At 40.1% G+C, this 24,573-nt stretch carries 22 protein-coding genes and 4 pseudogenes; 8 read left to right on the forward strand and 18 right to left on the reverse strand.

Features of this window, described 5'->3' with window-relative positions; all coding sequences use genetic code 11:
• The first annotated feature begins 383 nt into the window (after positions 1–383).
• From BN1356_RS10575 to trpB, 4 genes and pseudogenes are all read left to right on the forward strand, one after another.
• Positions 384–1,145: an IS110 family RNA-guided transposase gene (locus BN1356_RS10575; RefSeq protein ID WP_093649747.1), complete on the forward strand. Its 762-nt coding sequence runs from the start codon at positions 384–386 to the stop codon at positions 1,143–1,145.
• 19 nt (positions 1,146–1,164) lie between these two features.
• Positions 1,165–1,500: pseudogene (locus tag BN1356_RS10580) on the forward strand (transposase); the annotation flags it as partial.
• Between the two features lie 65 nt (positions 1,501–1,565).
• A pseudogene (locus BN1356_RS10585) lies at positions 1,566–1,952 on the forward strand (transposase); the annotation flags it as partial.
• A gap of 79 nt (positions 1,953–2,031) precedes the next feature.
• Positions 2,032–3,207: pseudogene (trpB, locus tag BN1356_RS10590) on the forward strand (tryptophan synthase subunit beta); the annotation flags it as partial.
• Positions 3,208–3,375: 168 nt separating this feature from the next.
• On the opposite strand, the gene BN1356_RS10595 reads toward trpB, so the two are convergent.
• From BN1356_RS10595 to BN1356_RS10660, 14 genes and pseudogenes are all read right to left on the reverse strand, one after another.
• Complete coding sequence (locus BN1356_RS10595; protein ID WP_093651349.1) at positions 3,376–4,092, reverse strand: MerR family transcriptional regulator; 717 nt, start codon at positions 4,090–4,092, stop codon at positions 3,376–3,378.
• 122 nt (positions 4,093–4,214) lie between these two features.
• Positions 4,215–4,769 carry a hypothetical protein gene (locus tag BN1356_RS10600; RefSeq protein WP_093651350.1) on the reverse strand — a complete coding sequence of 185 codons (555 nt, stop codon included), beginning with the start codon at positions 4,767–4,769 and terminating at the stop codon, positions 4,215–4,217.
• A gap of 342 nt (positions 4,770–5,111) precedes the next feature.
• On the reverse strand, positions 5,112–6,203 hold the full coding sequence (locus tag BN1356_RS10605) for a nucleotidyltransferase (RefSeq protein WP_093651409.1): 1,092 nt from the start codon (positions 6,201–6,203) through the stop codon (positions 5,112–5,114).
• A 324-nt stretch (positions 6,204–6,527) separates the two neighbouring features.
• The gene (locus tag BN1356_RS10610) at positions 6,528–7,391 is read right to left on the reverse strand and encodes a GIY-YIG nuclease family protein (protein ID WP_093651351.1); all 864 of its coding nucleotides are present in this window, start codon (positions 7,389–7,391) and stop codon (positions 6,528–6,530) included.
• A complete protein-coding gene (locus tag BN1356_RS10615; protein ID WP_093651352.1) occupies positions 7,384–7,674 on the reverse strand; it encodes a hypothetical protein in 291 nt (96 codons plus the stop codon). The genes BN1356_RS10610 and BN1356_RS10615 overlap by 8 nt, the downstream gene beginning before the upstream one ends.
• On the reverse strand, positions 7,671–9,590 hold the full coding sequence (locus tag BN1356_RS10620; protein WP_093651353.1) for a DEAD/DEAH box helicase: 1,920 nt from the start codon (positions 9,588–9,590) through the stop codon (positions 7,671–7,673). The genes BN1356_RS10615 and BN1356_RS10620 overlap by 4 nt, the downstream gene beginning before the upstream one ends.
• Positions 9,583–10,308 (reverse strand): hypothetical protein, encoded by a 726-nt coding sequence (locus BN1356_RS10625; protein ID WP_093651354.1) that lies wholly within the window; start codon positions 10,306–10,308, stop codon positions 9,583–9,585. Before BN1356_RS10625 ends, BN1356_RS10620 begins: the two co-directional genes overlap by 8 nt.
• Entirely contained in the window at positions 10,305–13,055 is a 2,751-nt protein-coding gene (locus BN1356_RS10630; RefSeq protein ID WP_093651355.1) for a DNA methyltransferase, read from the reverse strand. Before BN1356_RS10630 ends, BN1356_RS10625 begins: the two co-directional genes overlap by 4 nt.
• Positions 13,056–13,223: 168 nt before the next feature.
• Entirely contained in the window at positions 13,224–13,463 is a 240-nt protein-coding gene (locus tag BN1356_RS10635; RefSeq protein WP_093651356.1) for a hypothetical protein, read from the reverse strand.
• 31 nt (positions 13,464–13,494) lie between these two features.
• On the reverse strand, positions 13,495–14,235 hold the full coding sequence (locus BN1356_RS10640; protein ID WP_176694268.1) for a class I SAM-dependent DNA methyltransferase: 741 nt from the start codon (positions 14,233–14,235) through the stop codon (positions 13,495–13,497).
• 43 nt (positions 14,236–14,278) lie between these two features.
• A complete protein-coding gene (gene rsfS / locus BN1356_RS10645; protein WP_093651357.1) occupies positions 14,279–14,632 on the reverse strand; it encodes a ribosome silencing factor in 354 nt (117 codons plus the stop codon).
• A 61-nt stretch (positions 14,633–14,693) separates the two neighbouring features.
• A complete protein-coding gene (gene yqeK / locus BN1356_RS10650; RefSeq protein WP_093651358.1) occupies positions 14,694–15,284 on the reverse strand; it encodes a bis(5'-nucleosyl)-tetraphosphatase (symmetrical) YqeK in 591 nt (196 codons plus the stop codon).
• The gene (locus tag BN1356_RS10655) at positions 15,281–15,913 is read right to left on the reverse strand and encodes a nicotinate-nucleotide adenylyltransferase (protein WP_093651359.1); all 633 of its coding nucleotides are present in this window, start codon (positions 15,911–15,913) and stop codon (positions 15,281–15,283) included. Before BN1356_RS10655 ends, yqeK begins: the two co-directional genes overlap by 4 nt.
• A 168-nt stretch (positions 15,914–16,081) precedes the next feature.
• Positions 16,082–17,206: pseudogene (locus tag BN1356_RS10660) on the reverse strand (ISAs1 family transposase).
• Between the two features lie 249 nt (positions 17,207–17,455).
• Here BN1356_RS10660 and BN1356_RS10665 point away from each other — a divergent pair.
• From BN1356_RS10665 to BN1356_RS10675, 3 genes are read left to right on the forward strand one after another with little or no spacing between them, the layout of a single operon-like run.
• Positions 17,456–17,932, forward strand: a complete 477-nt coding sequence (locus tag BN1356_RS10665) for a DUF2975 domain-containing protein (protein ID WP_093651360.1) — start codon at positions 17,456–17,458, stop codon at positions 17,930–17,932.
• A 10-nt stretch (positions 17,933–17,942) separates the two neighbouring features.
• A complete protein-coding gene (locus BN1356_RS10670) occupies positions 17,943–18,161 on the forward strand; it encodes a helix-turn-helix domain-containing protein (RefSeq protein WP_093651361.1) in 219 nt (72 codons plus the stop codon).
• A gap of 1 nt (position 18,162) precedes the next feature.
• Entirely contained in the window at positions 18,163–19,575 is a 1,413-nt protein-coding gene (locus BN1356_RS10675) for a DUF4153 domain-containing protein (RefSeq protein ID WP_093651362.1), read from the forward strand.
• A 35-nt stretch (positions 19,576–19,610) separates the two neighbouring features.
• On the opposite strand, the gene yhbY is transcribed toward BN1356_RS10675, so the two are convergent.
• The 3 genes from yhbY to BN1356_RS10690 all read right to left on the reverse strand — a co-directional run bounded on the left by yhbY (position 19,611) and on the right by BN1356_RS10690 (position 21,988).
• Positions 19,611–19,919 (reverse strand): ribosome assembly RNA-binding protein YhbY, encoded by a 309-nt coding sequence (gene yhbY / locus BN1356_RS10680; protein WP_093651363.1) that lies wholly within the window; start codon positions 19,917–19,919, stop codon positions 19,611–19,613.
• Between the two features lie 435 nt (positions 19,920–20,354).
• A complete protein-coding gene (yqeH, locus tag BN1356_RS10685; RefSeq protein WP_093651364.1) occupies positions 20,355–21,461 on the reverse strand; it encodes a ribosome biogenesis GTPase YqeH in 1,107 nt (368 codons plus the stop codon).
• A complete protein-coding gene (locus tag BN1356_RS10690) occupies positions 21,461–21,988 on the reverse strand; it encodes a YqeG family HAD IIIA-type phosphatase (protein ID WP_093651365.1) in 528 nt (175 codons plus the stop codon). Before BN1356_RS10690 ends, yqeH begins: the two co-directional genes overlap by 1 nt.
• Before the next feature lie 820 nt (positions 21,989–22,808).
• On the opposite strand from BN1356_RS10690, the gene BN1356_RS10700 reads away from it, so the two are divergent.
• Positions 22,809–23,000 (forward strand): helix-turn-helix domain-containing protein, encoded by a 192-nt coding sequence (locus tag BN1356_RS10700; RefSeq protein WP_093651366.1) that lies wholly within the window; start codon positions 22,809–22,811, stop codon positions 22,998–23,000.
• 70 nt (positions 23,001–23,070) lie between these two features.
• On the opposite strand, the gene BN1356_RS10705 is transcribed toward BN1356_RS10700, so the two are convergent.
• Positions 23,071–24,483: a peptidoglycan amidohydrolase family protein gene (locus BN1356_RS10705; protein WP_093651367.1), complete on the reverse strand. Its 1,413-nt coding sequence runs from the start codon at positions 24,481–24,483 to the stop codon at positions 23,071–23,073.
• Positions 24,484–24,573 lie beyond the last annotated feature (90 nt).

A 24,573-nucleotide genomic window follows, 5' to 3' on the forward strand; every position in this document is an offset into this window, starting at 1 on the left:
TCGCAAAGATATCTTTGCGAGGGTTTTTCTTATGGCGAAAAGGATTAATCATGAAAAAAACAAATACCAAACGATGGCGACTGATGAAAATTTGAACTCTTACACGAAATACAATACATAAAAAATAGAAAATGGAGAAATCGTATGTCTACAGAAAACTCTAAGCAGTTTTCACCTGCTAACTCATGACAGAAAAAGATTTTCGACATATAATAGAGATGAACAATACAAATCCGTGGTCTTTAATAGGGCTTTGCCTAGCCTGTACAGAAAACTGGATGAATAAGAGTCATGAGATAACTCGAATACGCCTGGAGCGTGAAAATAAAATTACAAGAAGCCTCTTATTCCATTGTTCAAGATTAGAATAGGAGGCTTTTCGTATGGAAGTCATGATTGAAACCTGCTGCGGTATTGATGTCCACCAAAAATCCATTGTTTGTTGTATCCTAGATGGTCCACTAGATACCAACAAACCTAAGAAAATTCAGAAGAAATTCGGGACAACGACAGTCGCCCTTCAAAATGCTCTAGCCTGGCTAGAGGAAAACCGTGTGACCCATGTCTTCTTTGAGTCTACTGGCCAATATTGGCTCCCTCTTTTTAATATTTTCTCTGATTCCGATTTAGTCCTTGTTCTAGCTAATCCACAACACATCAAAAATGTTCCTGGTCGAAAAACGGATGTGAAAGATGCAGAGTGGATCGCTCAACTGGGTCGGTGTGGTCTCATTTCGCTATCTTATATTCCCAGTCCCGAGGTCATGCAATTGCGTTTACTCACTCGTCGGCTACGTTCTTATAAACAGCGTCAAACACAAGTCAAAAACGAAATTCATAATCTCTTACAGCGTGCCAACATTAAACTAACCAGCTATCTTTCTGATATCTTCTCCAAGACAGGCCAATCCCTTCTAACACTCTTTATTAACGGGGAAGTCATTGACTGTGATAGTGTATCAGCTTGCCTTCACAAGCATGTTAAAGCGAGTCCTGAGGAACTAGTTGAGGCCATGAATGGGAAGTTATCACTGGAAGATCGTTTTCTATTGAATCAGAGTTTGGAAGAATATCGGATGTATCAAGAACTTATGGATAAATTGACCAGCGAAATACAGACTTACATCGCAAAGGAGTTTCCCTGAAGAAAATCGATTACTCCAAACCATTCCTGGTGTGAGTGAAGCCTGTGCAGCCACTGTTTTAGCTGAAATTGGACCAAACGTAGATAGTTTTGAAACAGATGGACACTTAGCTTCTTGGGCGGGACTTTGTCCTGGTTCCTATGAAAGTGCTGGGATTAAAAAATCCTCGCATATCACACAAGGAAATCGCTATATCAAACAGGCCTTGACCATGTCTGGACTCATTGCGGCACACTCCAAAGACCCAGCATTTTCATCCTTATACAATAGAATTTCCCAAAGAGGAAGCAAGATGAAAGCTGTTATTGAATCAGAGTTTGGAAGAATATCGGATGTATCAAGAACTTATGGATAAATTGACCAGCGAAATACAGACTTACATCGCAAAGGAGTTTCCCTGAAGAAAATCGATTACTCCAAACCATTCCTGGTGTGAGTGAAGCCTGTGCAGCCACTGTTTTAGCTGAAATTGGACCAAACGTAGATAGTTTTGAAACAGATGGACACTTAGCTTCTTGGGCGGGACTTTGTCCTGGTTCCTATGAAAGTGCTGGGATTAAAAAATCCTCGCATATCACACAAGGAAATCGCTATATCAAACAGGCCTTGACCATGTCTGGACTCATTGCGGCACACTCCAAAGACCCAGCATTTTCATCCTTATACAATAGAATTTCCCAAAGAGGAAGCAAGATGAAAGCTGTTATTGCCTGTGCACATAAAATCCTTAGAACCATATACAAACTACTCTTAACCCATCAACCTTATCAAAAAGAAAAGGCGTTAGGACTGAGGCAACAGTTCTAACACCAAAACTTAAAAAATTTCAATTACAGTATAGCATAGGAAGTGATTTTTTGCGCTTTTTACTGTTTTTTTCAAATAAAAAGGTTATTTCGGCCAATTTGGTGGAAGTTTTGTACCAGAAGATATTCAAGCTTTGCTGGATGAATTGGAATCAACATTTGAACAGTATCGCAATGATCCTGATTTTTTGAAGGAATTGAATTTTTACCTTCATGACTATTCTGGACGAGAAACCCCACTCTACTACGCTGAGAGCTTAACCAAGCATCTTGGTGGAGCGAAAATTTATCTCAAACGCGAGGACCTCAATCACCTGGATTCTCATAAACTTAACAATGTCTTGGGACAAATCCTTTTAGCCAAACGTATGGGTAAAACCCGTGTCATCGCAGAAACTGGAGCGGGTCAACACGGTGTAGCGACTGCTGCTGCCGCTGCCAAATTTGGCATGGAATGTGATGTTTACATGGGCGCTGAAGATGTCAAACGCCAACACCTCAATGTCTTCCGCATGGAAATGATGGGGGCCCGTGTTCACTCTGTAACGGAAGGAACAGCTACTCTTAAGGAAGCTGTTGACGCTGCCTTTGCTGCATGGATGAGTGATTTAGATGCTTTCTATGTACTGGGTTCGGCTGTCGGTCCACATCCTTATCCAACCATTGTTCATGAGTTCCAAAAAATCATCAGTGTGGAGTCTCGCAGGCAAATCCTTAAAAAAGAAGGCCTACTGCCAGATACCGTTATCGCCTGTGTCGGCGGCGGTTCTAATGCTATCGGAGCCTTCTCGCAATATGTTAACGATAAGGAAGTTCAACTAATTGGCGTTGAAGCTGCTGGCCACGGGATCAATACAAACAAACATGCTGCTACCATGACCAAGGGGACCGTTGGCATTATTGACGGCATGAAAACCATTTCTCTATTTGAAGAAGATGGTAGCGTATCACCCGTTTACTCTATTTCAGCCGGGCTGGACTACCCAGGTGTTGGTCCAGAGCATGCCTTTCTCAAAGACTCTGGCCGAGTAACCTATGTGGCAGCCACCGACGATGAGGCTGTCCAAGCCCTCCTTCTCCTATCTAAAAAGGAAGGTATCATCCCAGCCATTGAAAGCTCCCACGCCATTGCCCAGGCTATCAAGCAGGCTCCAGGCATGGACAAGAAACAAATCATTATCATCAACCTGTCTGGCCGTGGGGATAAAGACGTCGCTACCATCGCAGACTATTTGGGAGAAAAGATTACAGAATAAAGTAAAGAGATTGGAACAAAAGACGAACCTCATATAGAAAAAGCGAACAAGATGGGATTCTGGGTTACAGAAAACTAGTCTTGTTAGCTTTTTAGTTTATTATGCTAATTTATAGAATTTGTAGATCCAGAATTTCTTAAATGAAATTTTTTGTCCCAGACTCTTTTCTTATTTGCAATAATGAGAAATAGCAGAGCTAATAAAGCTTGCAGTTCCTTGACCGCCCGAACTATCAATATTCTTCTTGAATCGTTCATCTTCCACGTACATTTGACCAAGACCAGCTAAAATCTCATTCGTACATGGATAGAAATGATCTGTGATGTAATCTTGTAATTTTTTGACCTGAACCTGCACAACTTGGTCGTCCACTGGTAAATCTTTCAATAGACCAAAATCTGTCATAAGTTGATGCATTTCTTGGGAGACAAGTTCAGCATCCACATCTGATGACTTCTGTTCATAAGATTGATAAGCAGCCGTGTTTCCCCAGCGTTCCTTAACTTCCTTCTGGAATGTCTTCACTTCCGATTCGTCATAAGCAGTAAAATGTGACATCGTTTTTCCTCCTTCTTTTAAAGACTTGGCATGGATAATCACCTCTTCCAAGCGCGCTTTCTTGATTTCTAAGAGTTTGATTTGATCTCCTAACGCAGCATAGCGCTTATAATGCGAAGCCTCTAGTATTTTTTGAATGTCCTTGAGTGGAAATTCCAGCTCACGAAAAAGCAATATCTCTTGTAATCTGGGTAAAACTTCATCATCATAGAAGCGGTAGCCATTTTCCCCTACTAGCGTCGGCTTGAGCAAGCCAATCTCATCATAATAATGAAGTGTTCGAACACTCAGCCCTGACAATCGACTCATTTCTTTTATAGTGCGCATGATTTTCCTCTCTTGAGATGACTGTTCACTAGTATGACTTCATCTCAAATTTAGTATACACTATAACGTTACGTTAGAGTCAAGGGGTTTGTTTTAAAAAAGAAAAAACCTCTTGTGAGGTTCTATTGTGAAAATCCTTTAATTTCAAGAATTGGAGCTATTCGGCGGATATCTGAAAGAATATCATCTACCGAACCGTCTAGCTGAGAAATATTGACAGAGACAGTCCGACCAACTTTTGGTTTGACCATGAGATACTCCTGTAAGTAGGAACCAGTTGCCATATTGTTGGTATTTTGATAGAAACGCGTCTGTTGTTCATATCTGACATATTCCAAATCTGACCAAGCAAAATGATATTTCTTAAACCAAGTACCTTTGATTGTCAACCCCTGATCATCACCAGCAATAACTGCACTGGTTGACAAAACCTTAAAAAGGGAAGTAAAAGCAATATAGAGTCCCACAGCAAGCAGTATCAATGGAATGATGGTAAACATCCCCCTCATTGGAGTGAAAATACCAGTAGATGTTTCATTGCCTATGTGAGAAAAATTGCCCATCATTGACCAAGCCATTCGCATCCAAAAAAGAATAAAACCAACATAAACCAAGCCAAAAATGAAGCGCCACAAAAAAGCACTCTTGCGGTAACGATAGTGAAAGTTACTCATCATAACCATGTCCTCCTATCTATGGCCTTATTTTACCATATTTTTAATGTTTGCGAATAAAAATTCTATTTCTCTATTATTTTTGTGACTTATAGCAATGAGGTAGGTCATGACGCCAACTGCTATGACACTTAGCTACTCACTGCACTAGCTTATCAGTCGAAAAATATCGTTTCGACCTCCTCACGTCGGAGTTCCGAAGGCTCAAACAGTCTGGGAGACCGTTTGTGGGGGAAACCCAAAAACTAAAGACGTTTCCCTAGGGGGGAGTTGAGTTGGCGCTCAACTTCTTTTTCTATATCTATTGTAGAAAATATTGAAAGGGATGTCAAAAATCTACAAATACTAATCCAGCCTTACAGGGATCTTGCCCCATGTCTGTTCTTTCATCTGGCTATTTCCAAGTTGATAAACCGTGTCTGCTTGTTGGGTCAAGCTATCCCATGGTTCAGCTCCAATGCGGCTGACAATATCCACTGATTTTTTAATAGTTCTGAGATATTCTTGCCCCTTTTTACTAAATCCAAGAACATGTATACTTTCTGGTAATGGTTTTTCCACTGCCTGTACTAAAATGTAAGTCAATATGCGGCGAACACGCGCCTTGGTGTAGCGTTTGGTGGCTACTTTTTCCACTAACTCATCGACTGACTGGGCAGATTTGATTGCTTCTTTGAGACGGCTTGCGATTTCATCATTGACCTGAAAGATGCTTGTCAAATTTTGATTGGTTAGGATTTGGTACTTTAGCAATCCAAAATAATCATCCCAGGAAACTTGCGGAGAAGACATCAGTAATCCAGCCTGTGGCATAGATTTTTCCACAAAATTGGTATCTGTGATATGAGTTCGAATTGCCGTTGCCGAAGCGACATTCTCTGACTTACAATCCGAATGATAACCAGCACCCTGACGTTTGATGGACTTGAGTTTGATCTTTTTTCCAGAGCAGGCCTTTGCGTAGGCCAATCCCAGAATATGGTTAGGCGTAGCACCCGAGAACTGGATCCCAGTAAATTTCTCCCACATAGCTTGGGTCTTCTGGGGATAGGTCAAGTCCTCTGGCAATTCCGCCAAATAGGCCGTCATTTGAAGAGATTTTTCTCCATAAATGTCTGCTAAACGCTGGTAATCCAGCACTTCTTCTGTGCCAAAGGATAGCTCTTCAATCCCGAGTTTGGCCAGGATATCTACTGCTCCTTGGGCAAAATAATCGGCCGACTGGACCGCCACTAAAAAAGGTAACTCGACTACTAAATCAGCTCCGCTTTCCAGAGCCATCTGAGCCCGTGTCCATTTATCAATAATGGCAGGTTCCCCCCGCTGGACAAAATTGCCAGATATAGCCACAATTTTCAGGCCCTCAATCTGGTCCAGCAGATACTTGTGCCCATTGTGAAAGGGATTAAATTCAGCAATGATGCCCGTGATTGTCATGTTAAGCTCCCACATATTTTCTTCTATTCTATACTATTATACCATGCTTGAGAGCAGGGGAAAAACAACTTGGTAGCATTGTTTATTTATACTCAAAGAAAATCAAAAATAGATGCGGCAAAGCGACACAGCCATATCTGGTGATAAGCAAGAAGTTTAACAAAATTTAATGTTGTTTTTCAAAGAGTATTATTTGATGGTTTCCCTATAAAAATATACAATAAGACCGCAATTCTAAACCTTTACTGGCTCCAAATTACGGTTTTTACTGTAATCTCATTCTGATTTATCACTCTTTTGGGGTCACTGGGAGATAAATCATCACTACATACCAGCTTGCAAATCAAACACCAACTTCTGCACTAATTCTGTCACTTCATCCATACGGACAGCGAACCATTCATTGATCGTGATTTCTCGTCCACTTGGTGATGTGAGGGAAAGCATTACGCGATGATTTTCTAAAGCATGGTGAAGGTATAGTTCAACCTTTCTGGCCTCTAAATTTTGGATTTCAAAGCTAGTAATCAAGCGAACTGGTGCGTAAAGATAGGTTGACTCGTTCACTGTATTCGACAGCCGTTGCTTTATATTTTTCGCGTATCCAATCTTGTAGAGATTATCCATTTTCAAAAATCGCTCATCCGTCCCAGCATATTTAAGAACATAAATATAGCCTGTCGTTATCCGTTTTTCTCCCATAATATCTATATTTTCAATCCGTTCCGTCACTAAGCGACCATTTCGTTTTTTATCATAGAGTGAAGATACCAGACTTAAGAGCCAGATATGATTTTCCGTGCCATTTTCATAGACTGTGTGAACTTTATACTTACGGTCTGTACTTTCAGAAACTTCTTGACCTGTTTCAGGATTGTAAATTCTATCCACATAAAGTAAAACTCCGTTGTCAATGTAGAAGTTATCTTGTTTGATAGGGCTATTTTGACTGATTTCTACATCTGATATTTTACGAATCTGACGATTTCCATTGGTAATGTCATCCCTTACTTGGATAAAAAGATTCCTATATCTATCAAAGTGACTTCCCATAGACTTTCTTTGATGAGATTTTGTCTTTACACTAACCGTTCTCTGGTATCTGCTAGTGTTAAATAGGCTATCATCTAAAGAAAAGTCCTCAAACAAACTATCATCAGATAAAATATCTTCTAACTCATCATTCATGACTGACCCCTCCTAACAAGTTAAATTTGTCATAGGCTCTATACTTATCCCAAGTTTCAGAATTTGCTCGGAGTCCCTTCAGCCGAGAATAAAGTTTTCGTTCTTTCATAACACGTGATTGTCTTGGTTCTTCACCATTTTGTTCAATCCATTCGATGATTTCTTGAAATCTTTCGATATCTGGATCTAATTTCTTAACCTCTTTGGGGCGAATGCTCTCCACTAAACCATCAAATAGGCTGTCTGCAAAAATATCTTCTAAGGTAGCAAAGTTTTCAATCATTTATTTCTCTCCCGTCTCAATTCATCTAGCCTTGCTAATGCGTAATAAAGACGTTGTTCCTCCAAATCTTTGGCATCTTTCTTGGGAGCTCTACCATGTTCTGCTTGGAATTCTTTTATTTTAGGATAGAGCATTCGCAGTTCATCATTTGTAAATTCAAACTTTCTTGCATCAAAAACTCGAGCAATCAATTGCAAGGTTCTAGTGTCAACATCTCGAGAAATGACTTCATAAGCTGCTTGGAAGGGATTGACTTTATCAATTAGATCAATGGAAAGATCATCAATGTTTACAAACTTATCTGCCATTTTTAGTAATTGATTATTCTCTGGATCTCGTTTTGCATTTGACAGATTAAAATCAGCCAGGGTGTGTTGACGAACTTCCTCAACTTCTTCCTGACTTAAATCTGGATAGATAGTAGTGATAACACGAGGAATCAATTGTTTATTGATCACTTTGCTATCTGCTCCTGCAGAAATAGCCGATTGTACGACTTCATCCTGGAGAATAGAGGCTTTAAGTTCTATCATATCTTGCTCAATGATTTGTTTGGTACGTTCCGTGGAAGGTTTTTTGAGCCCCTTGATAAAAATATCTGCACCGTTAGCCTTTTGGTCATCCCTGTCTTTACTTTTAAACTTAAATGATGGTGAGAGAACGTTCTCCATAAGAAGACTAGCTGTGATAGCTTTCATGATATTATTAACGGAAAATTGAACTTCATCACTTTCAGCATCAGGCTCTGCAATTAAGTTTGTAAAAACTGCCTCAGTTTTATTAAAACTATCCCTCGTAACTCGCCCGATAATCTGAACAATTTCTGTCAAACTGGAACGATAGCCAATCGTCAAGGAATATTCTGCAAAAGGCCAGTCAAACCCTTCCTTTGCCATACCAAGAGCAATAATCATGTCTAAATCTTCAACCTTATCCATCTTGGATAGATAAGTTGCAACACTATCTCGTCCATCCTCTGTTACTAAATCAGCAATTTTTAGGATGCGCCCAGTCGCTGTTTTGAGGTAGATAATACCATGTTCATCTTTTTCAAGATAGGTTCCCATGGCATCTAAGATTTTATCTACTTCACCATATTTATCTTTTGTTGATTCACCTGAATTAACATTTGGGATATGAATAATGGTTTTCTTATCTATAAATTCTGGCAACACATGCTCTAAAGCTTCTGTATAATTTCCTTGATAAAATTTGTACTTCATTGCAAAGGATTTAAGATAGCGATAGCCCTCCAGTTGTTCATAATAGGTATAGGTTACACGTTCGAAGAGCTGTTCATCAGCAGTATCTAAGATTGGTACAGAATCTCCACGGAAATAAGAACCTGTCATCGCAAAGACATGGGCAGTAGAATGTTTTAAAACATCTCGCAAAGCGGCACCAAGTACAGAATTATCATCTTGCGATACATGATGAAACTCATCAATGGCAAGAAGACAATCATCAAAGTCGCTGGCATCCAACTGCTCTGAGGCAAAACGCAGGGTAGCATGAGTGGCAATGAGGACATCATCAGTCGGATCTTCCGATTTCATAAAATCAATAAAGGTCTGAACTTTACTTTTTGCAGTGCCAGAAGTCGTCAAGTTATTCTCATCCTTAACAGTCCAATTCCAATAGTAGCCAAACTCTGATAAATTTGTTGAGCGAAATGACTTCCCAATTGATTTTTCTGGAACGGCAATAATAGCTTTCTTCAGCCCTTGATTCTTCAGCTTATCCAAGGCTACAAACATGAGAGCTCTAGACTTTCCAGAAGCAGGCGGAGCCTTAACCAAGAGATGCTGAGCTTTTCTTGTAGCATATACTCTAGCTTGCATATCCCTCATCCCCAGTTCATTCGTATTAACAGAAGTTTGCTTTTGCCCATAGGAAATTTCAAAAATTTTACTCATGTGGTAGCTCCTTTGATTTATTCGTCAAGTATTTGATGATGGTATAGGTTTCATCAAGAATAAAGTCAACTTCAATAGGTAAAAGTTTCTCTGACAAAGCATGTTTAGCATGTTGATTTTGAATTCTAGCATAGTCATCAATACTTTTCCAAATCATATTAACGACTTCATTTGGTACGGACTTTGTCCCTAGCCAAGTACAAAATTCTGTCTTCTGATTTTCGATGGATTTATTATTTGAAAGAATATTCTTGAGCAATAATTCCAGACATAATCTAGCATTATCTAGACATTCTCTGTATTGGTGGCTTTGTCTGCAAGCCATCACTCTATTCCATAAATCCAGAGACCCTGGATAGGAACCAAGTAAAACCTCTATCTCTTTGGTACGTTCCTGCTCTTGCAATGTTTTTGGTAGAATATCAAACTCTTGTGATAGTCTTGCTAATAATTGCTGAACTGTCATGTCAGATTGAAGACTCGGAGATTGATTTACAAAATACTGAATAAGCCCCACTTGATAGGAATCCTCTAAGTTAGCAAAAATACGTTGAACAAAATTTTGCTTAGATTCATACCTTCCTTGTGGTCGATAACCACCTGAAATCCCTGAAATAACACAATATTCACCCGCAAGACTTGAAATATCCGAACCAGAAAATACCTCTGCTACCTTGCCAGAAATAAATGATAAAGTTGCGTTATCTAAACTCTTCATCTTGTCATCTCCTTATAGCGTTTCAAGAGGTGACTCAGTCGTTCCTCATCAGATGTAAATGGCGTTTCCTTGTAAGCACGTTCCACCAACTCATCTAATTTTCTGTGAGCTTCTCTTAGACTATCTGGCATGGTATCACGATGATAAAGCTCTGCTAGAGTACCACCCAACTCTTCTCGCAAATCCAAGATGTCAAAAACTGCCTCTTCAATCCTATTTTTTCGCTTGGTAGAAAGGTCTGGAACTGGGAATGTGTTGTAAACAACGCCTGAAGAATATGAGTAACGTGTTTCCAATTTCCCCCCTATTGCCGCCAACCAAACCATGTGCAGTTTTGATTGAAGTAAACCAAGCAACCAAATCGGAGAGTTATAAACAACGTAGCATCGATTAGATACAATTGTATCCTCTCCTACAAATCCCATAGGAACATATTCTCGACTTTCAGAAGAAACTGCCGGTACTAAGAGTTGTAAAAATTCTTCCTGACCAGAAGATTTGAAAGTAGAGTAGGCGTCTACCCACTCACCTTTTTGGACAAAGGCATAAGGTGTCTTTGCAGCTTCTTGCGTCGAAGATGCCGGACTGGAAAGTCGATTTGCTTTAACTGCTTCTATCCGCTTTTTGATTTCTGGATACTCTCTAACCTGACGGTACTCCTCTTCTCCTAGCCAAAAGACATAGCGTGGTTTGTCCTTAATAAACTCCTCACTACCAATGTATTTCTTTATGGATTTTTCAAGCTCTGGATTATTTTCAATGATTTTATTTCTCTCTTCAAGTGTTGGAATAATCAAATACCCACCATCACGAGGCATACTGCCAAAAACCATTTTCGGAAGATTATTCAATGGAGTATTAACACTCTCTACAATAATATCCTCCTCACTTGCCAGATAGGGATTGATATGGTTCACAACTGACCGATGAAGATTTTCATCAAAAATATATTTCTCTGATTTAGAATTGTTTGGATTTGAAAGTCCTACGATGGCTACGGTAACACCCGCATTGTTTGCAGCAGAATTTCCCCACTTAAATGATGTGTAAGCAAAATCAATTGTCATTTTACCTAGCAGAGGTTGCCAAACAAAAGCAACTTGTTCCCCTTGGAAAATTGAATTAGTGGTTACAAAAGCTAATTTACTATTAGCAGTGTTTATGAAATTAACTCCCTTGTAGAACCAACCGGCAATATAGTCCATTTTCTTATACTTGAGTTTCTCACCGATAGTTAATTTCAAATCTTCTTTCTGCTCAGTATTTTGTAGTTTGGCACCAATATAAGGAGGATTTCCTATCAGGTATATCTCATCTTCCTTGCTATGTGGTAATACTTGATTCCAGTCAAGGTGCAAGGCGTTTCCTTGAATAATATTTCCCGCATCTCGCAAAGGCAGAAAGGCTGATTGGAGATTGATTTCTTTTTGAGCTTCCAGATTCATCTGATATTCAGCAATCCAAAGTGATAGTCTAGCTACCTCATGAGCAAAATCATCCAACTCGATTCCATAGAAATGATTAAGACTAATTTTAGACCTTTCAAAGAAATCGATTGTTCCGTCTTGTCTTAACTCACGCATACTTTTGAGCATTTTAATTTCTAGACGACGAATCTCTTTATAGGTAATAATTAGAAAATTACCTGACCCACATGCTGGGTCAAAAAATTTGATTTTTGCCAAGCGATTATGCAAGTCTTCCAATTGTTGTAGGTAGCTTGCCCTATTGTCACGCCGGGTACGGTCCGTGATTTCTTTATCCTCATTCTCATTGATTTTATTAATGAGATCTTGATATTCCGATTCAAGACCATCTAAAAAGATAGGCTTGATCAACTTCATAATGTTTTCTACACTGGTATAGTGCATCCCAGACGAAGAGCGTTGTTCTTTGTTGGCTACTGTTTGGATCATAGATCCCAAAATATCTGGATTGATTTCGTCCCAATTCAGCAACTCACCAGCTTCAATAATCAGTTTTCTTGTCTTTTGGTCAAAAACTAGTGCTGTATGTGCTTGAGTGAAGAGTTTCCCATTGACATAAGGAAAGTCTTGTAGCCATCTCTCTTGGCTGGCACGATTTGCAATATCCAAGCTAGCAAAAATACGATTAAAGAGAGTATTCAAGTCTGAACCATCAACGGCAGAACGTGTTTTAATGGTATTTGTCAAAATCCCTTTTGGCATAATTTCAGTATCTTCTGCGAAAAGAAGGAAAAGTATCCGAATTAAAAAGAGATTGAATTCTTTTTCTTGAGTCGTTTGGTCTTCGAACTGATTAATCTGGCGTAGTTCATCATAGAGTCGCGTAAAACGCTCAGCAGCCTTGATATCAGCTGGATTTTCCTTAGCATAGTCAACCTTCTCTATGCCGTTCCATGGTAAGAAAAAGTCAACATAAACTGGCAGTTCAGAAAGTGAAATATGTAAAGTATCAGTTGTCTGCAAATCTTTAGCTGAAAAATGATCAAAATCTGTAACAATAATAAACCGAGGTTTTGACTTCTTATTTGCCAAAGTCATTTCTAAATCAACTACTTTCGCAACTGTAGATTGACCTTTTAAAACAACTTCAAATAAGACCTTGTTTTTTATTTCTTGACCACTGTCCTTACGAAGTCTAGTCAAAGTCGATTTTGGAAAATCATAGAGGGATAGAAACTCATAGAAAAAACTAGATTGTTCTAATTTTTCCACTAATTGTCTAGTCTTATCTTCAATAGAAACAATATCTAACTTAGCCATGATTTTCACCTCCGAATTCAAAGCTGAAAATACGCAAAAAACCTGGCAAAAAATTACCAGGAATTTCTAAATTTATAGCAAAAAAGACTTGACAAATGTCAGCTAATAAGGAAGGAAGGAAGGAAGGAAGAATTCATTATATTAACTCCATTTCATTTTTCTTCTATTTTATCTTATTTTTCTATGCTTGTCATTACCTTCAACAAGTCTGCATGCTTCTTCTACTATATGTTTGTATAGGCAGTTTTCTTCTGGGACGTAAATGTCGTAAGAGGGCTGGTTTGTCTGTCCAAAAGTCCCCCATGCATCAACAATCTGGACCTGGCCTCTTTTGGCTTCTGGCATGTACTGGTTTTTGAATTCCAAGCAATCTTCAAAAGTGTATTTCGGTTTTCCTAAAATTGACATTTTACCCTCCTGGTGAAGTCTAGTTAGGCTCTTACTTCTCACACACAAAGAACCATCGTTTGCTTTCTTCCCCTGGCTCTTTATCTTCAAAATCGGAATAGACTTTGAAGTTTTTGAAGCCGGCTTGTTCCAACAAAATATCGTAGGTCAGGATTTCGTAAGTGCGTTCTTCGTGAACTTCATCATATCGAGTGAAGCGTCCATCTTCATCTTGAATAAAAAAGGTTAGTTCGTGGACAATGGAGTGAGGCGCTTCGTCCTCAAAAGAGTCCCAAACCATGGCGAAATCTTCCGCATTTTCATGGTGCGAGTAGCCCGGAAAAACTTCATCAATCTGATAAGTCGAGTGGGCATCAAAGATGAAAACGCCGCCCTCATTGAGGTGGTCATAGACCTGTTTGAAAACATCTCCTACTTCGACCTCATCCTGCATGTAACAGATAGAATCGGAATAACAGGTCACATAATCAAAAGTCCCGATTGATGACAAATCCAGCATATTTCCTTGAACAAAGGGAATAGACAGATTGGCTGACTTGGCCCGTTTGGTTGCTATATCCAGCATATCTTGACTCAAATCAAGGCCTGTCACATCAAAGCCAGCCTGCTTAAATCGGATAGACTGAATACCCGTACCACAGGCCAGCTCCAAGAGTTTGGCATCTTTCTTTTTGGGCAAATGGTGAAGGGAAAAATCCGTCCACTTATCATAGAGCAAGTCATCCATGATGGCATCATAAACCGATGCAAATTTCTCATAGTTTTTAATCATTTTTTCTGTCTCTCATAAAGAAAACAGTCTCACGACTGTCTGTTTAGGCTAGGTAAGCAGAAACATCCACAAGCGGCGCTTCGTGCCAGAGTTTTTCTAGGTTGTAATGGTGGCGTTCTTCTTCAGAAAAGGCGTGGACGATGACACCACCTAAGTCAATCAAGATCCAGCCACTATTGGCATCACCTTCCAAATGAGCCACTCTTTGTCCGCTTTCTGCTACTTTTTCACGGATGCTATCAGCGATGGCATCCAACTGACGGACATTTCCTGCATTCAAAATAACAAAGTAGTCTGTCAGGCTAGTCAGACCAGCCAAATCAAGGACGACAATATCCTCCGCACGTTTATCATCAGCAGCCTTTACGGCTAATTCTACTAATTCAAGTTCTTTCATTTTATCCTCTTCATCTTCTTTCTAATGTTTCCACTTGGGATTGGTTTCTAACAAGCTATCTCTAGTTTTTCAAATACCCCACATAAGCATTATAAGTTTCAATGGTCTGTGGGTAGATGGGAATAGCTTTCTTGGCCAAGTGAGCTACGGTTTGGGCAGTTTCAAAGGCTACTGCCTTGTCTAGCGATTCTTTGGCTATACTTCTTGCTTTGTCAACACCGGGAAAATCTCGACCAGGCTCGATATAATCAGCCACGTAGAGAACTTCATCCAACACGGTCATGTCTGCACTTCCTACGGTGTGGCGTTGAATGGCCTGCAAAATTTCTTGGTCCTGGAGTCCGAACTCTGACGAAATCAGGTAGGCACCAACCACCCCATGCCAGATGTTGTTGCCCCATTTTTTTAGATCTGGGTCTAGCTTTTCTTGGTCAATGAGTCTTAGAAAGACTGCATCCTCTACTTCTTTGGCAACATCGTGCAGGAGAGCAGCTAGGCTAGCCTTGGTGGCGTCGCAGTCATAGCGCTCAGCTAGTTCCAGTGCGGCTCGCTCCACTCGCAAGACGTGGCGGAATCGTTTTTCAGACATGGAAGACGCCACTTTTTCCAAGAGTTCTTCACGAGAAAAGTCTAGGTAGTCGCGGTAGTTCATAGGTAGAGTCCTTTTTCCTCGATGTAGTCTAGGACCTCGTGGGGGAGGAGGAAGTTTGGCGTGCGACCTTGTTTGATGAAGTCGCGAACCATGCTGGAGGAGATATCCATGAGAGGGACATCCACCCAGATGATAGGGTAAGAAGTTCCTGCCTTGTAGCGTGGTCGTTGCACGCCGACAAACTGGACCATCTGCACCAACTCATCAATCTTGTACCACTTTGGCAGGTAATCGACCATGTCGGCCCCGATGATGAAGAAGTAATCCGTATCTGGATTTTTCTCAATCAAAAGCTTCATAGTATCATAGGTATAACTGATGCCACGGCGTTCCAACTCGATGGTCTCAATGCCTAGTCCATCAATGCCTGCGATGGCCATCTTGAGCATATTGAGGCGGTGAAATTCATCGATGGTTTCCTTCTTATCCACATGTGGCGGTAGGAATTCGGGCATCAGTAAGACTTCATCCAAATTAAGCTGTTGGCGAACCTGATCCGCCACAATCAGATGGGCATTGTGAACAGGATTGAAATTTCCACCTAAAATCCCAACCTGCTTGCGATCCGTTTTTTCTGCTAAGGGTTCTAATTCCACCTTGGTAAAGGGGGTTAAGAGTTCAATGGCCATAGGCTTCTCCTCGTATAATGTCAAACTTCATTATAGCATAAATAGAGGGAAAGAGAAAGACTTCCCAAAGAAGTTCCACGCCGTACGCATGAAAAGTTTCCCTTAGCCTTTTTGTGCCTAGAAACGATTTTTAAAAGGTAGAAAGTTCGTTTGATCATTAATTGGTCCCTACTTTCCAAATAACTGTGGTAAATAATCATTCAAATGGACAGAAATATAGCGTTGTTTTCTACGATAACTCAGGTCCTTCTTAGGAAATTGAATAACCTTCAAGAAATAAAGACACAATTTTCGAATGGCGTTTAGATTGAAGGCTGCTCGCTTGTCTAAGGTCTGGTTGTGGTCTTCTCGGTAAACAACATCTAGTAACCAGTGCATGCTTTCTACTGACCAATGTCCTCTTACACAAGAGGCAAATGTTTCAACATCCTTTTTAAAACTGATAATAAAGTAACGAACTTCCTCTGTCAGCACACCATCCCTGTCAATAGTATTCTTAGTCATACCAATACCACTCAGTTTCTGCCAATGAGGATGCCTGTCTGACAACCATTTGACATCGTAAGAGACCCAGTATTCTCGAATTTCAATTTGACTCCGAGCTTTCTCCACCGTTTGGTAGTGTTGCCTCTTCTTCATCAGTCTTTCAAGCAATTGGACATCACTAAAATAGAGGGAGATGTCCTCAAATAAAGTCCCCTGATTCCCTTTGACCGCAAGGCAGTAGTTCCCCTTACCTTTGATAATCTCATCTACAATTTCTGTCTGAGTCCCCATAGCATCAATCGTGACAATCCCTTTTCGAATATCAATCATCCTTAGAAGGCGGGGAATCGCTGTGATTTCATTACTCTTTTCATCAACGCAAACCTGCCCTATACTAATCTGATGAGAGCCATCATAAGCCGTTACGATGTGATTAGGCTGTTGGTGCTTATTGCCGTTTCCTCGCATGGTTTTACCATCAATAGCTATTAATCACTCTACGGATAAACAATCGGCAGATTGTTCAAACTCAACTTTTAGGTCGCTCAAAAATTGTGGATTAACCATACTCATAACTCGCTCTAGGGTGTCATGAGATGGACAGCCAACACTTAAATCCACATAGTCTCCTAAAAGTCCCTCATTCATTTCAATAAAATCTTCCATCTCCTTCCAGCTTTCAATACCAGCCAGTTGGCAGACGAAGACTAGAAATAGGATAGTGGATAAGGGGTAACGAATTTTCCAGCACTGACGTCCATCTAATTCATCACTATGCGCATCAATAGAAACAATAAAATCAATCATACTAGTCACCTCTATATCTAGTGTACTACTTTGATTGATTTTGTCATTATGTTTTTCGATTTCTGAAAACGAAATTTTCTTCATGCGTTTGGCGTGAAGAAGTTCGATTTGTTAAAAAAACGAGCGAGGAAAATAAGTTTCTATTATTTTTCGATAAATTTTTATCGATTTTTGATAGTTTTTTATTGATTATCAATAAATAATATGTTATCTTACTCTTAAGAATTTTAAAAATTAATGGAGATCCTTATGACAAAGAATCAAAACACAACAAGAGAAGATATAAGCATTAAATTAACAAAGATTAGCCTGATTATCCTATTTCTAACTTCCATGGCTCTTATGGGTATTGGTTCTTGGATTGTTACACAAGTCGTTGAATTCCCTTCTCCATTCTTTGAAGGAACTCTTCGCTTTGGGATTTTGCTAGGAAGCGGTTATCTACTTGGCTGTCTGGCACTAGCATGCATCATCCATCTCTACCAGCTTCTCACTCGTATCGGAGAAGGTCAGGTCTTCATCGCTCAAAACGTGCAATACCTCCGCTATCTGGGCTGGGAAGTGGGACTTGTCGCTTTGATTTCTCTTTTTCTTGGTTTAACGGCCTACCTTCCCATGCTGCTGATTGCTGTTTCTTGCAGTCTCTTGACCTTGATTATCCGTGTCATTCGCAATGCTTTTGGCAAAGCTATTGAATTGCAAGAGCAAGTCGACTACACCATTTAAGGAGGGGTATATGATTCAAATAAATTTAGACCTTGTCATGGCCCAAAAACGCATCAGTGCCGGCCGTCTAGCAGAATTAATTGATTTAACACCTGCCAATCTTTCTATCCTAAAAAATAATAAGGCTAAAGCTATCCGTTTTTCGACCCTCAACGCTCTTTGTCGTGAATTGGGTTGCCAACCAGGAGATATCCTAGAATACATTCCAGATGAAAGTGAGAAAGAATAATATGGAAATGACATCACAAGATAACCAAGAATCTCCCCTGTCACTTGATTTTCTACCTGAAAATTCAAGTGTCTTTAGTAACTTAAAAAGCTCTCAATTGCACTGCTTTAAACTCTCCACTATCCTCTTTTTCATTACTGCTTATTTTTATGTCCTTGCATTTTTTGATGGACAAACAGTCTATTTTTTCCCGGTAGCTCTCAGTCTCTTAGCGCTTCCAGAATTTTTAGCTCAAAAACTACAGTCACCTTTTAAAGAATTGGAAAAAACTGGTGGCAATCGATTAGAATCACGTATCTTTCTGGGTCTGACTTTATCTCAATCTTTGGCATTAAGTATCTGGGGTTTCCATCTTCAGTTAGAATTTTTCCAATTTCTAGTCCTACATCTTTCCTTTGGTTTTTATATCCTATCTCGTACGGGTTGGCTTAGCCAAGGTAGACTAGGTATCTTAATTTGGTTTGATGGCATCAGCGCCTTCTTCATTCTTCCTTTTAGACACTTTCTTTCAGGACTTCAAGTTTTATTTCAAAAAGATTCTTCAAAAAATCAGGAGAAGCAAAATTTAACTAACTCAAGAAAGACTAAACATCTCCTTTTTATTTCCATTTCTCTAGCGACAGCTGGTCTTTTGGTCCTCTTTGTTTGGTCACAATTGAGGCAAGTTTCAGAAAAATTTGCCTCTTTAACTTCTAGTTTCGGAGTCTTTCTACAAAACCTTTCTACTTATTTTTATAGCACTATCAACTTGGAACAAATCTATATTTATTCCATACTCGCTATCCCGATTAGCCTTTATCTATATGGACTGGTGATTGGGAGCCTCTTAGCAAAAAAATCTCACTCTTTCACTTACCAGCTTTTCCAAAAGAAAATCCAGCCATTTCGAGTCTTCCCAAGTTACACAGTCTATATCATCATCGGTAGCCTCTGTATTATCTATACTCTTTTTTTCCTGACAGGTTTGTCTGAACTGAACACTCTTGTCTCTAGTGGAACAGCTGTTAGTCGTATTTCAGCACAAGATGCTTCCAATGTTGCGGTTTCAGGATTTTGGCAGCTGGTTCAGGTATCCCTTCTCAACTTTGCTGTCCTAGGAGCTTTCTACTTGCTTTCTAAAGAAGCACCGTGGAACCAAAAAGGAACGCGCTTAGTAACGACTCTCCTCTTCATCTTTGCTAGTCTCCTCGCTCTCCTTGCTGCTTGGAAACTCTTTGGCATTTATATTTTTCTTTACGGACCAACGCCGCTGCGCTTGCTATCAGCTTGGTTTATTCTCGTACTGCTGGTCTGGTGCTTGCTGACTCTAATCCGTCTCTACAAACCCATTCAAGCCATCCGCATCGGTGTCTTTTACGCCCTGATAAGCTTTACAATCCTTTCTTACCTCTATCCTCTTCTCATCAGTAAATAAAAAATAGTCCTCAAAAGACTATTTTTTATTTGTTTCTATATTGCTTTGACTTTGACAGATAATTTACGGTTTTCTTTTTTGGCAGAAACTTTGTAGAGAATGAGGATACGACCGATTTTTTGGACCGTATCCACACCGATTTCTTCTTCCAAGATTTCAGCAACTTCATGGATGTCTTCATCTGTATTTTGCAAGAGAGTGACCTTGATGAGCTCACGCGCATCCAAGGCCTGGCGAACAGATGTTTTGATTTGGTCATTGAGACCGTTTTTTCCAATTTGAATGATTGGCTTGAGTGAATGAGCCTGGCTATTCAAAAAAGCACGTTGTTTTGATGTTAGCATAGTTTATTGTACAAAGGGCGTCAAGGATAAAGTGAAAAAAGAGACTGACAGAAAATCCTGATTTTCTAGGAAGCCTGTTTTTTCACACTACTCTGAGCCCCTGTTCAAATCAGCATTTTAACTGATCTGAACTTCCTTTCTTTGAAATTTAGATTGTTCGTTTTAATTGACAAGGATTTTAGTTTGCTTCTATTACGAGGCAGCGAGCCGCAGACATACCTAGTGGTAGGCAAGGCGACCCGATGATGATAAAACTGAAAAATCCAACGTTAAAAGTTATTTAAGCGATAATTTTTAGCTAGTCTAGGAAACGAAGACGCGGATAGCTTCGAAGGTTTGGGGAACCTTCGAAGCTTGTAAATAAGAACTGACGGACGTCAGTGTACAACCGAAGTTCATCTAGTCGAGCTGACAACGAATAGCTAGAAATTAGCCTTAAATGATGGCTTTGCGAAGCACCACATCCACCCCCTTGGGTGCCCATGCAGCAATTTTAGCTTTTTCATTGACGCGAATCCAACCGAGGCCCGAGAAGACTACGTCTGTCTTTTCCTTGATCATAAATTCATGTCGGACTAACTCTGGAAAATCAGCCATTTCCTTGCTGGATGGTGGTACCAAGAGACTTCCGGCATGTTTTTGGTAAAAGTCATCTGCTCCAGCTAATTTTGTTCGGTGCAGATCCAAGGTATTTTCAAAGAAAGCTGTGAAGCCTTGACGCTCTCCTTCCATGAAGTCGAAGCGTCCCAATCCAGCCAAGAAAAGGGTTTGTTCTGGGTTGAGCTGGTAAGTTTTAGGCTTGATTTCTTTCTTAGGACTGATATACTTGAGGTTTTTAGCCGTCAGATAATGCGCCATCTGATGGCGATGAATAATCCCCGGTGTATCAAACATATAAGAGCCATCATCCAACGGAATCTCAATCTTATCCAGAGTTGTGCCAGGGAAACGGGAGGTTGTGATGACATCCTTATCACCTGTAATTTCCTGGATAATGGCATTGATAAGAGTGGATTTCCCTACGTTGGTGACACCTACTACATAAACATTTCTACCCTTGCGATAGCTTTCAATCTTATCGATCAAGTCCTTGATGGCCTGTTTGTTTTGAGCAGACGTCAAAACCACATCGACAGGTCGTAGTCCCACTTCATGTGCTCGCTCAGTAAGCCACTGGGTGACCTTGCTATCTTTAACAGATTTTGGCAAAATATCCTTTTTATTGCCTACCATGAGGACGTCATTCCCAGAAACAAAACGAGAGAGCCCTGGGATGACAGAGCCATTGAAATCAAAAATATCAATTACATTGACAACTAAGGCATCACTTTCCCCCACTTCATGCAAGAGTTTGATGAAATCATCATCTGAAATGTTGACATCTGAAATTTCATTGTAATGACGTAGCCTGAAACAACGCTGGCAATAAACCTGACCAGTCTCCAACCCCTTATCTAAGGCTGATTGAGGTGTATACCCGACCTCTTCTTTATCTGTAGTTTGGATAGCCGCACCACAGCCGATACAAAATAATTCTTCCATTAGATTTCCTTTTTATAGTCAATAGGTCCATATTTGGCCACTATTTTTTTCATCATACGACGTTCCCGCCAACGATTAAATTGAGTTTCCCAAGAGTCAGACTGAATCATGGGTTTGACCAGAACAGAACGAATACCCGCACGGTGAGCCGCACGGATGTCAGTCATGAGCTGATCACCAATCATAATGACTTCATTTTTTTTGATATTAAAACGTTTCAGTGCCCGATCAATTCCTAAAGTAAATGGCTTCATAGAACGTGATTCAAAATCAATGCCAAATTTTTCAACAGCTCTTTTGACACGATCATACTTATTATTGGACACCACAACTACTCGAATGCCCGCATCCTGTAAATCATGCAACCATTGGCGCATTTCTGGTGTCCCGTCTGGATTGTTCCAGGCAATGAGGGTATTGTCCAAATCTACAAAAACCGCCTTGATTTTTTCTTTTTGCAAAGAAGCAAGGGTCACATCATAAGCTCTTTCCACCGCAAAATCCGGCATATATTGTTCAACCGCCACAAATCTCTCCCAATTCAATAATCAGTTTATTCTAACACAAATACCCGTAAAATACTATTTCTATTGCTGCTAGGCTATCCTGTTTCACTTTTCCATAAAAGGCTAGGTCTAAGAGTCAAGCCTATCTTTGCTGGGGATAAATTAGTTTCAGAAATAGCTTATCTTCGTTGAAAAACAGATGGTTCATTGCATTGGATTCAACTTGCTTAAGTCCGGTCATACTTTAGTTTCTGTGCTACATCCACATTTCATCTTCTTCAATTATTTAGATAAAGTAAATAGTTGGCACAAAAGAAAACACCCGCTTCGCTTTGAAACAGGTGCTTTCAGGAGATTTAGAAAAAGGTAATTTGAAACCTTATTAAATCAACGTTTGTGAGGGCTGTCCCCTCCAATTCACCGACCTTCTGGACAAGGTCTCTTTTTTTCAAAAAAATCAAAAAAACTTTATCAAATCGCTCGACTACTATTAAAAATAATAGTATAATATAGACATAAGGTAAGGGGAGGTTACCTTAGACAAGGAAACTAACAGAAAGGAGTAAAAAATGTTTAGGTACTTAAAAAAGCCAATCAAGATAAAGAACAATAAGGTGGTCGTCAAACTTAACCTTATCATCCTAACACTTGAATGGCACTTCGAAATTGGATAGTGAGAAATCACTATCCACCCCTTCGGGGGTGTACTTAAATATTATCAAAAAATGCTATGAAAGTAAAATACAAAGTAAACAAACATGATTTTGACTGGAAAGCCTTCTTGGTGTGGTCATTGCTTATTGCATTGATACTCTGGTTGGTTTTCAAATAAGGAGTATCTATGATTGAAGTATTGTCTGAGGCAGAAATGATGAATTTCATCCAAAGCCACTCACGTTATCAAATAGCACAGGTCACAGGAATCTCAGAGCAAACTTTGGCAAACTATGTCAAGGGGCGGACTGATATTGGTGGCATGTCTTTTGATAAGGTTATCAAAATAACTGAATACTATAATAGTCTAAAAAACTAAAGTCCATTATAACAGAAAAAAAGCCCCCAGCGATTGCTGAGGGCTTATTTTGTCTTATCGTATTTCTAAACTAAACTGGCTTTTTAGTCAGTTCATAGGTTACGCCATTGATTGAAATTTCAATCCCCTCAATATTGACCTCAATCTTATCTGTGCTACCGACATTATCGACGGTAGCAACATCAAACTTAGCTAGTGAGCCATTTTCAGCCTCAATGGCTTTCAAACGGCTTGAAGCTCCGACAATATAGCTATCAAAACCGCTTGTAGCATAATCATAGACAGCACCACCGACTTTGAACATGCCCTTGACAGCCTCACTGAAGGTCTTAGCTCCCGATACTTTGTAAGAGCCACCAGCTCTTAGCAGATAGAACCAATCTGTCAGAAAGTCGTCAACTGTGGCATAGTGCATATAGTGACCGCCCTCATTTGAAGGACGTGCGGAACCTTGTGTGACAGTGACACCGCTTGGACGGTTGCCTTGACCTGTCCAGGTCATGCCGCCCCAGTTAGTATCAGCCTTCCCAACTGCTGAAGTGCCCCAAAGACCTTCATAGTGTAAAATGGTCAAAGCATAGCTTGGAAGGATGTCATGCTTTTTACAGTTGGCCAGAATCTTATCCAGAACCGCTTTTTTTAAGATAGCCCCATTGAAAGAGAGGTCACCCTCTTCTTTGCTTACTGTGGCTTTCTCAGCTGGCTCAGTTTGGCTTGTTTTGGTTTCCGTGGACTGTTTTACCTCTGAACTCTTAGACGGCTCAGAGGACTGTTTTTGAAGCAATTCAGTGACACGTTTTTGGACAGCCTCATATTGACTACCAAGTGACTTCTTACGAGCTTCACCGTTGCCATGTTTGCCAGCAATTACCTCCTGAGCCAGTTGGTCAACAGTCTTTTGATTAGCCGTAGCCTTGCCATTGATGACTGCCATGACAGCCTCATATTGATTGCCAAGAGCTGCCTTGCGGGTATCTCCGTTACCGTAAACACCTGCCAAGGTTTCTTTAACCAAGGTATCAAGGCTTTTTCCAGCTGTTGAGGTAGAGGATTGATTAGCCAATCGGTAAACGTAGCAATACATCCAGCCACTTGCAGCAGCCGTGGCATTGTAGTTATCAATTGTAATGCCGTTGCGTGCCCAGTTACAGTGAATAATATTGTCTGCATCTATGAACATTACAACATGACCCCCAGCTCCACTTGAGTATCCTCTTTCTCCCCAAATAGCAATATCGTTTCGTTTTGCTTCCCAGTCCACGTTCTCAGCAATAAGCTCATAGCCGTTTTGAATCAACCAGTCGTGCATATACTCAGTATTGACCGCCCACCCAGCCGAACTAGCGCCAGCTGACCTGAGAGCATAATAGACTGAGCTGGAACAGTCATAGCTGGTAGGGCCATCACGGTAGTTCATTGAATAGGTCACTTTTCCAGCTTGTGCTGACATCCATGCAATAGCTTGCTCAGTATTGATTGTCATTTGTCTTCCTCCTTGTAAAATAGTTCAAAAAATGGGTCTAAAAAAAATAAAAGAAAAAGAAAAGGTACTGACAAAACTACCAGTACCATC

Source organism: Streptococcus varani, assembly GCF_001375655.1.
Classification (GTDB): Bacteria; Bacillota; Bacilli; order Lactobacillales; family Streptococcaceae; genus Streptococcus; species Streptococcus varani.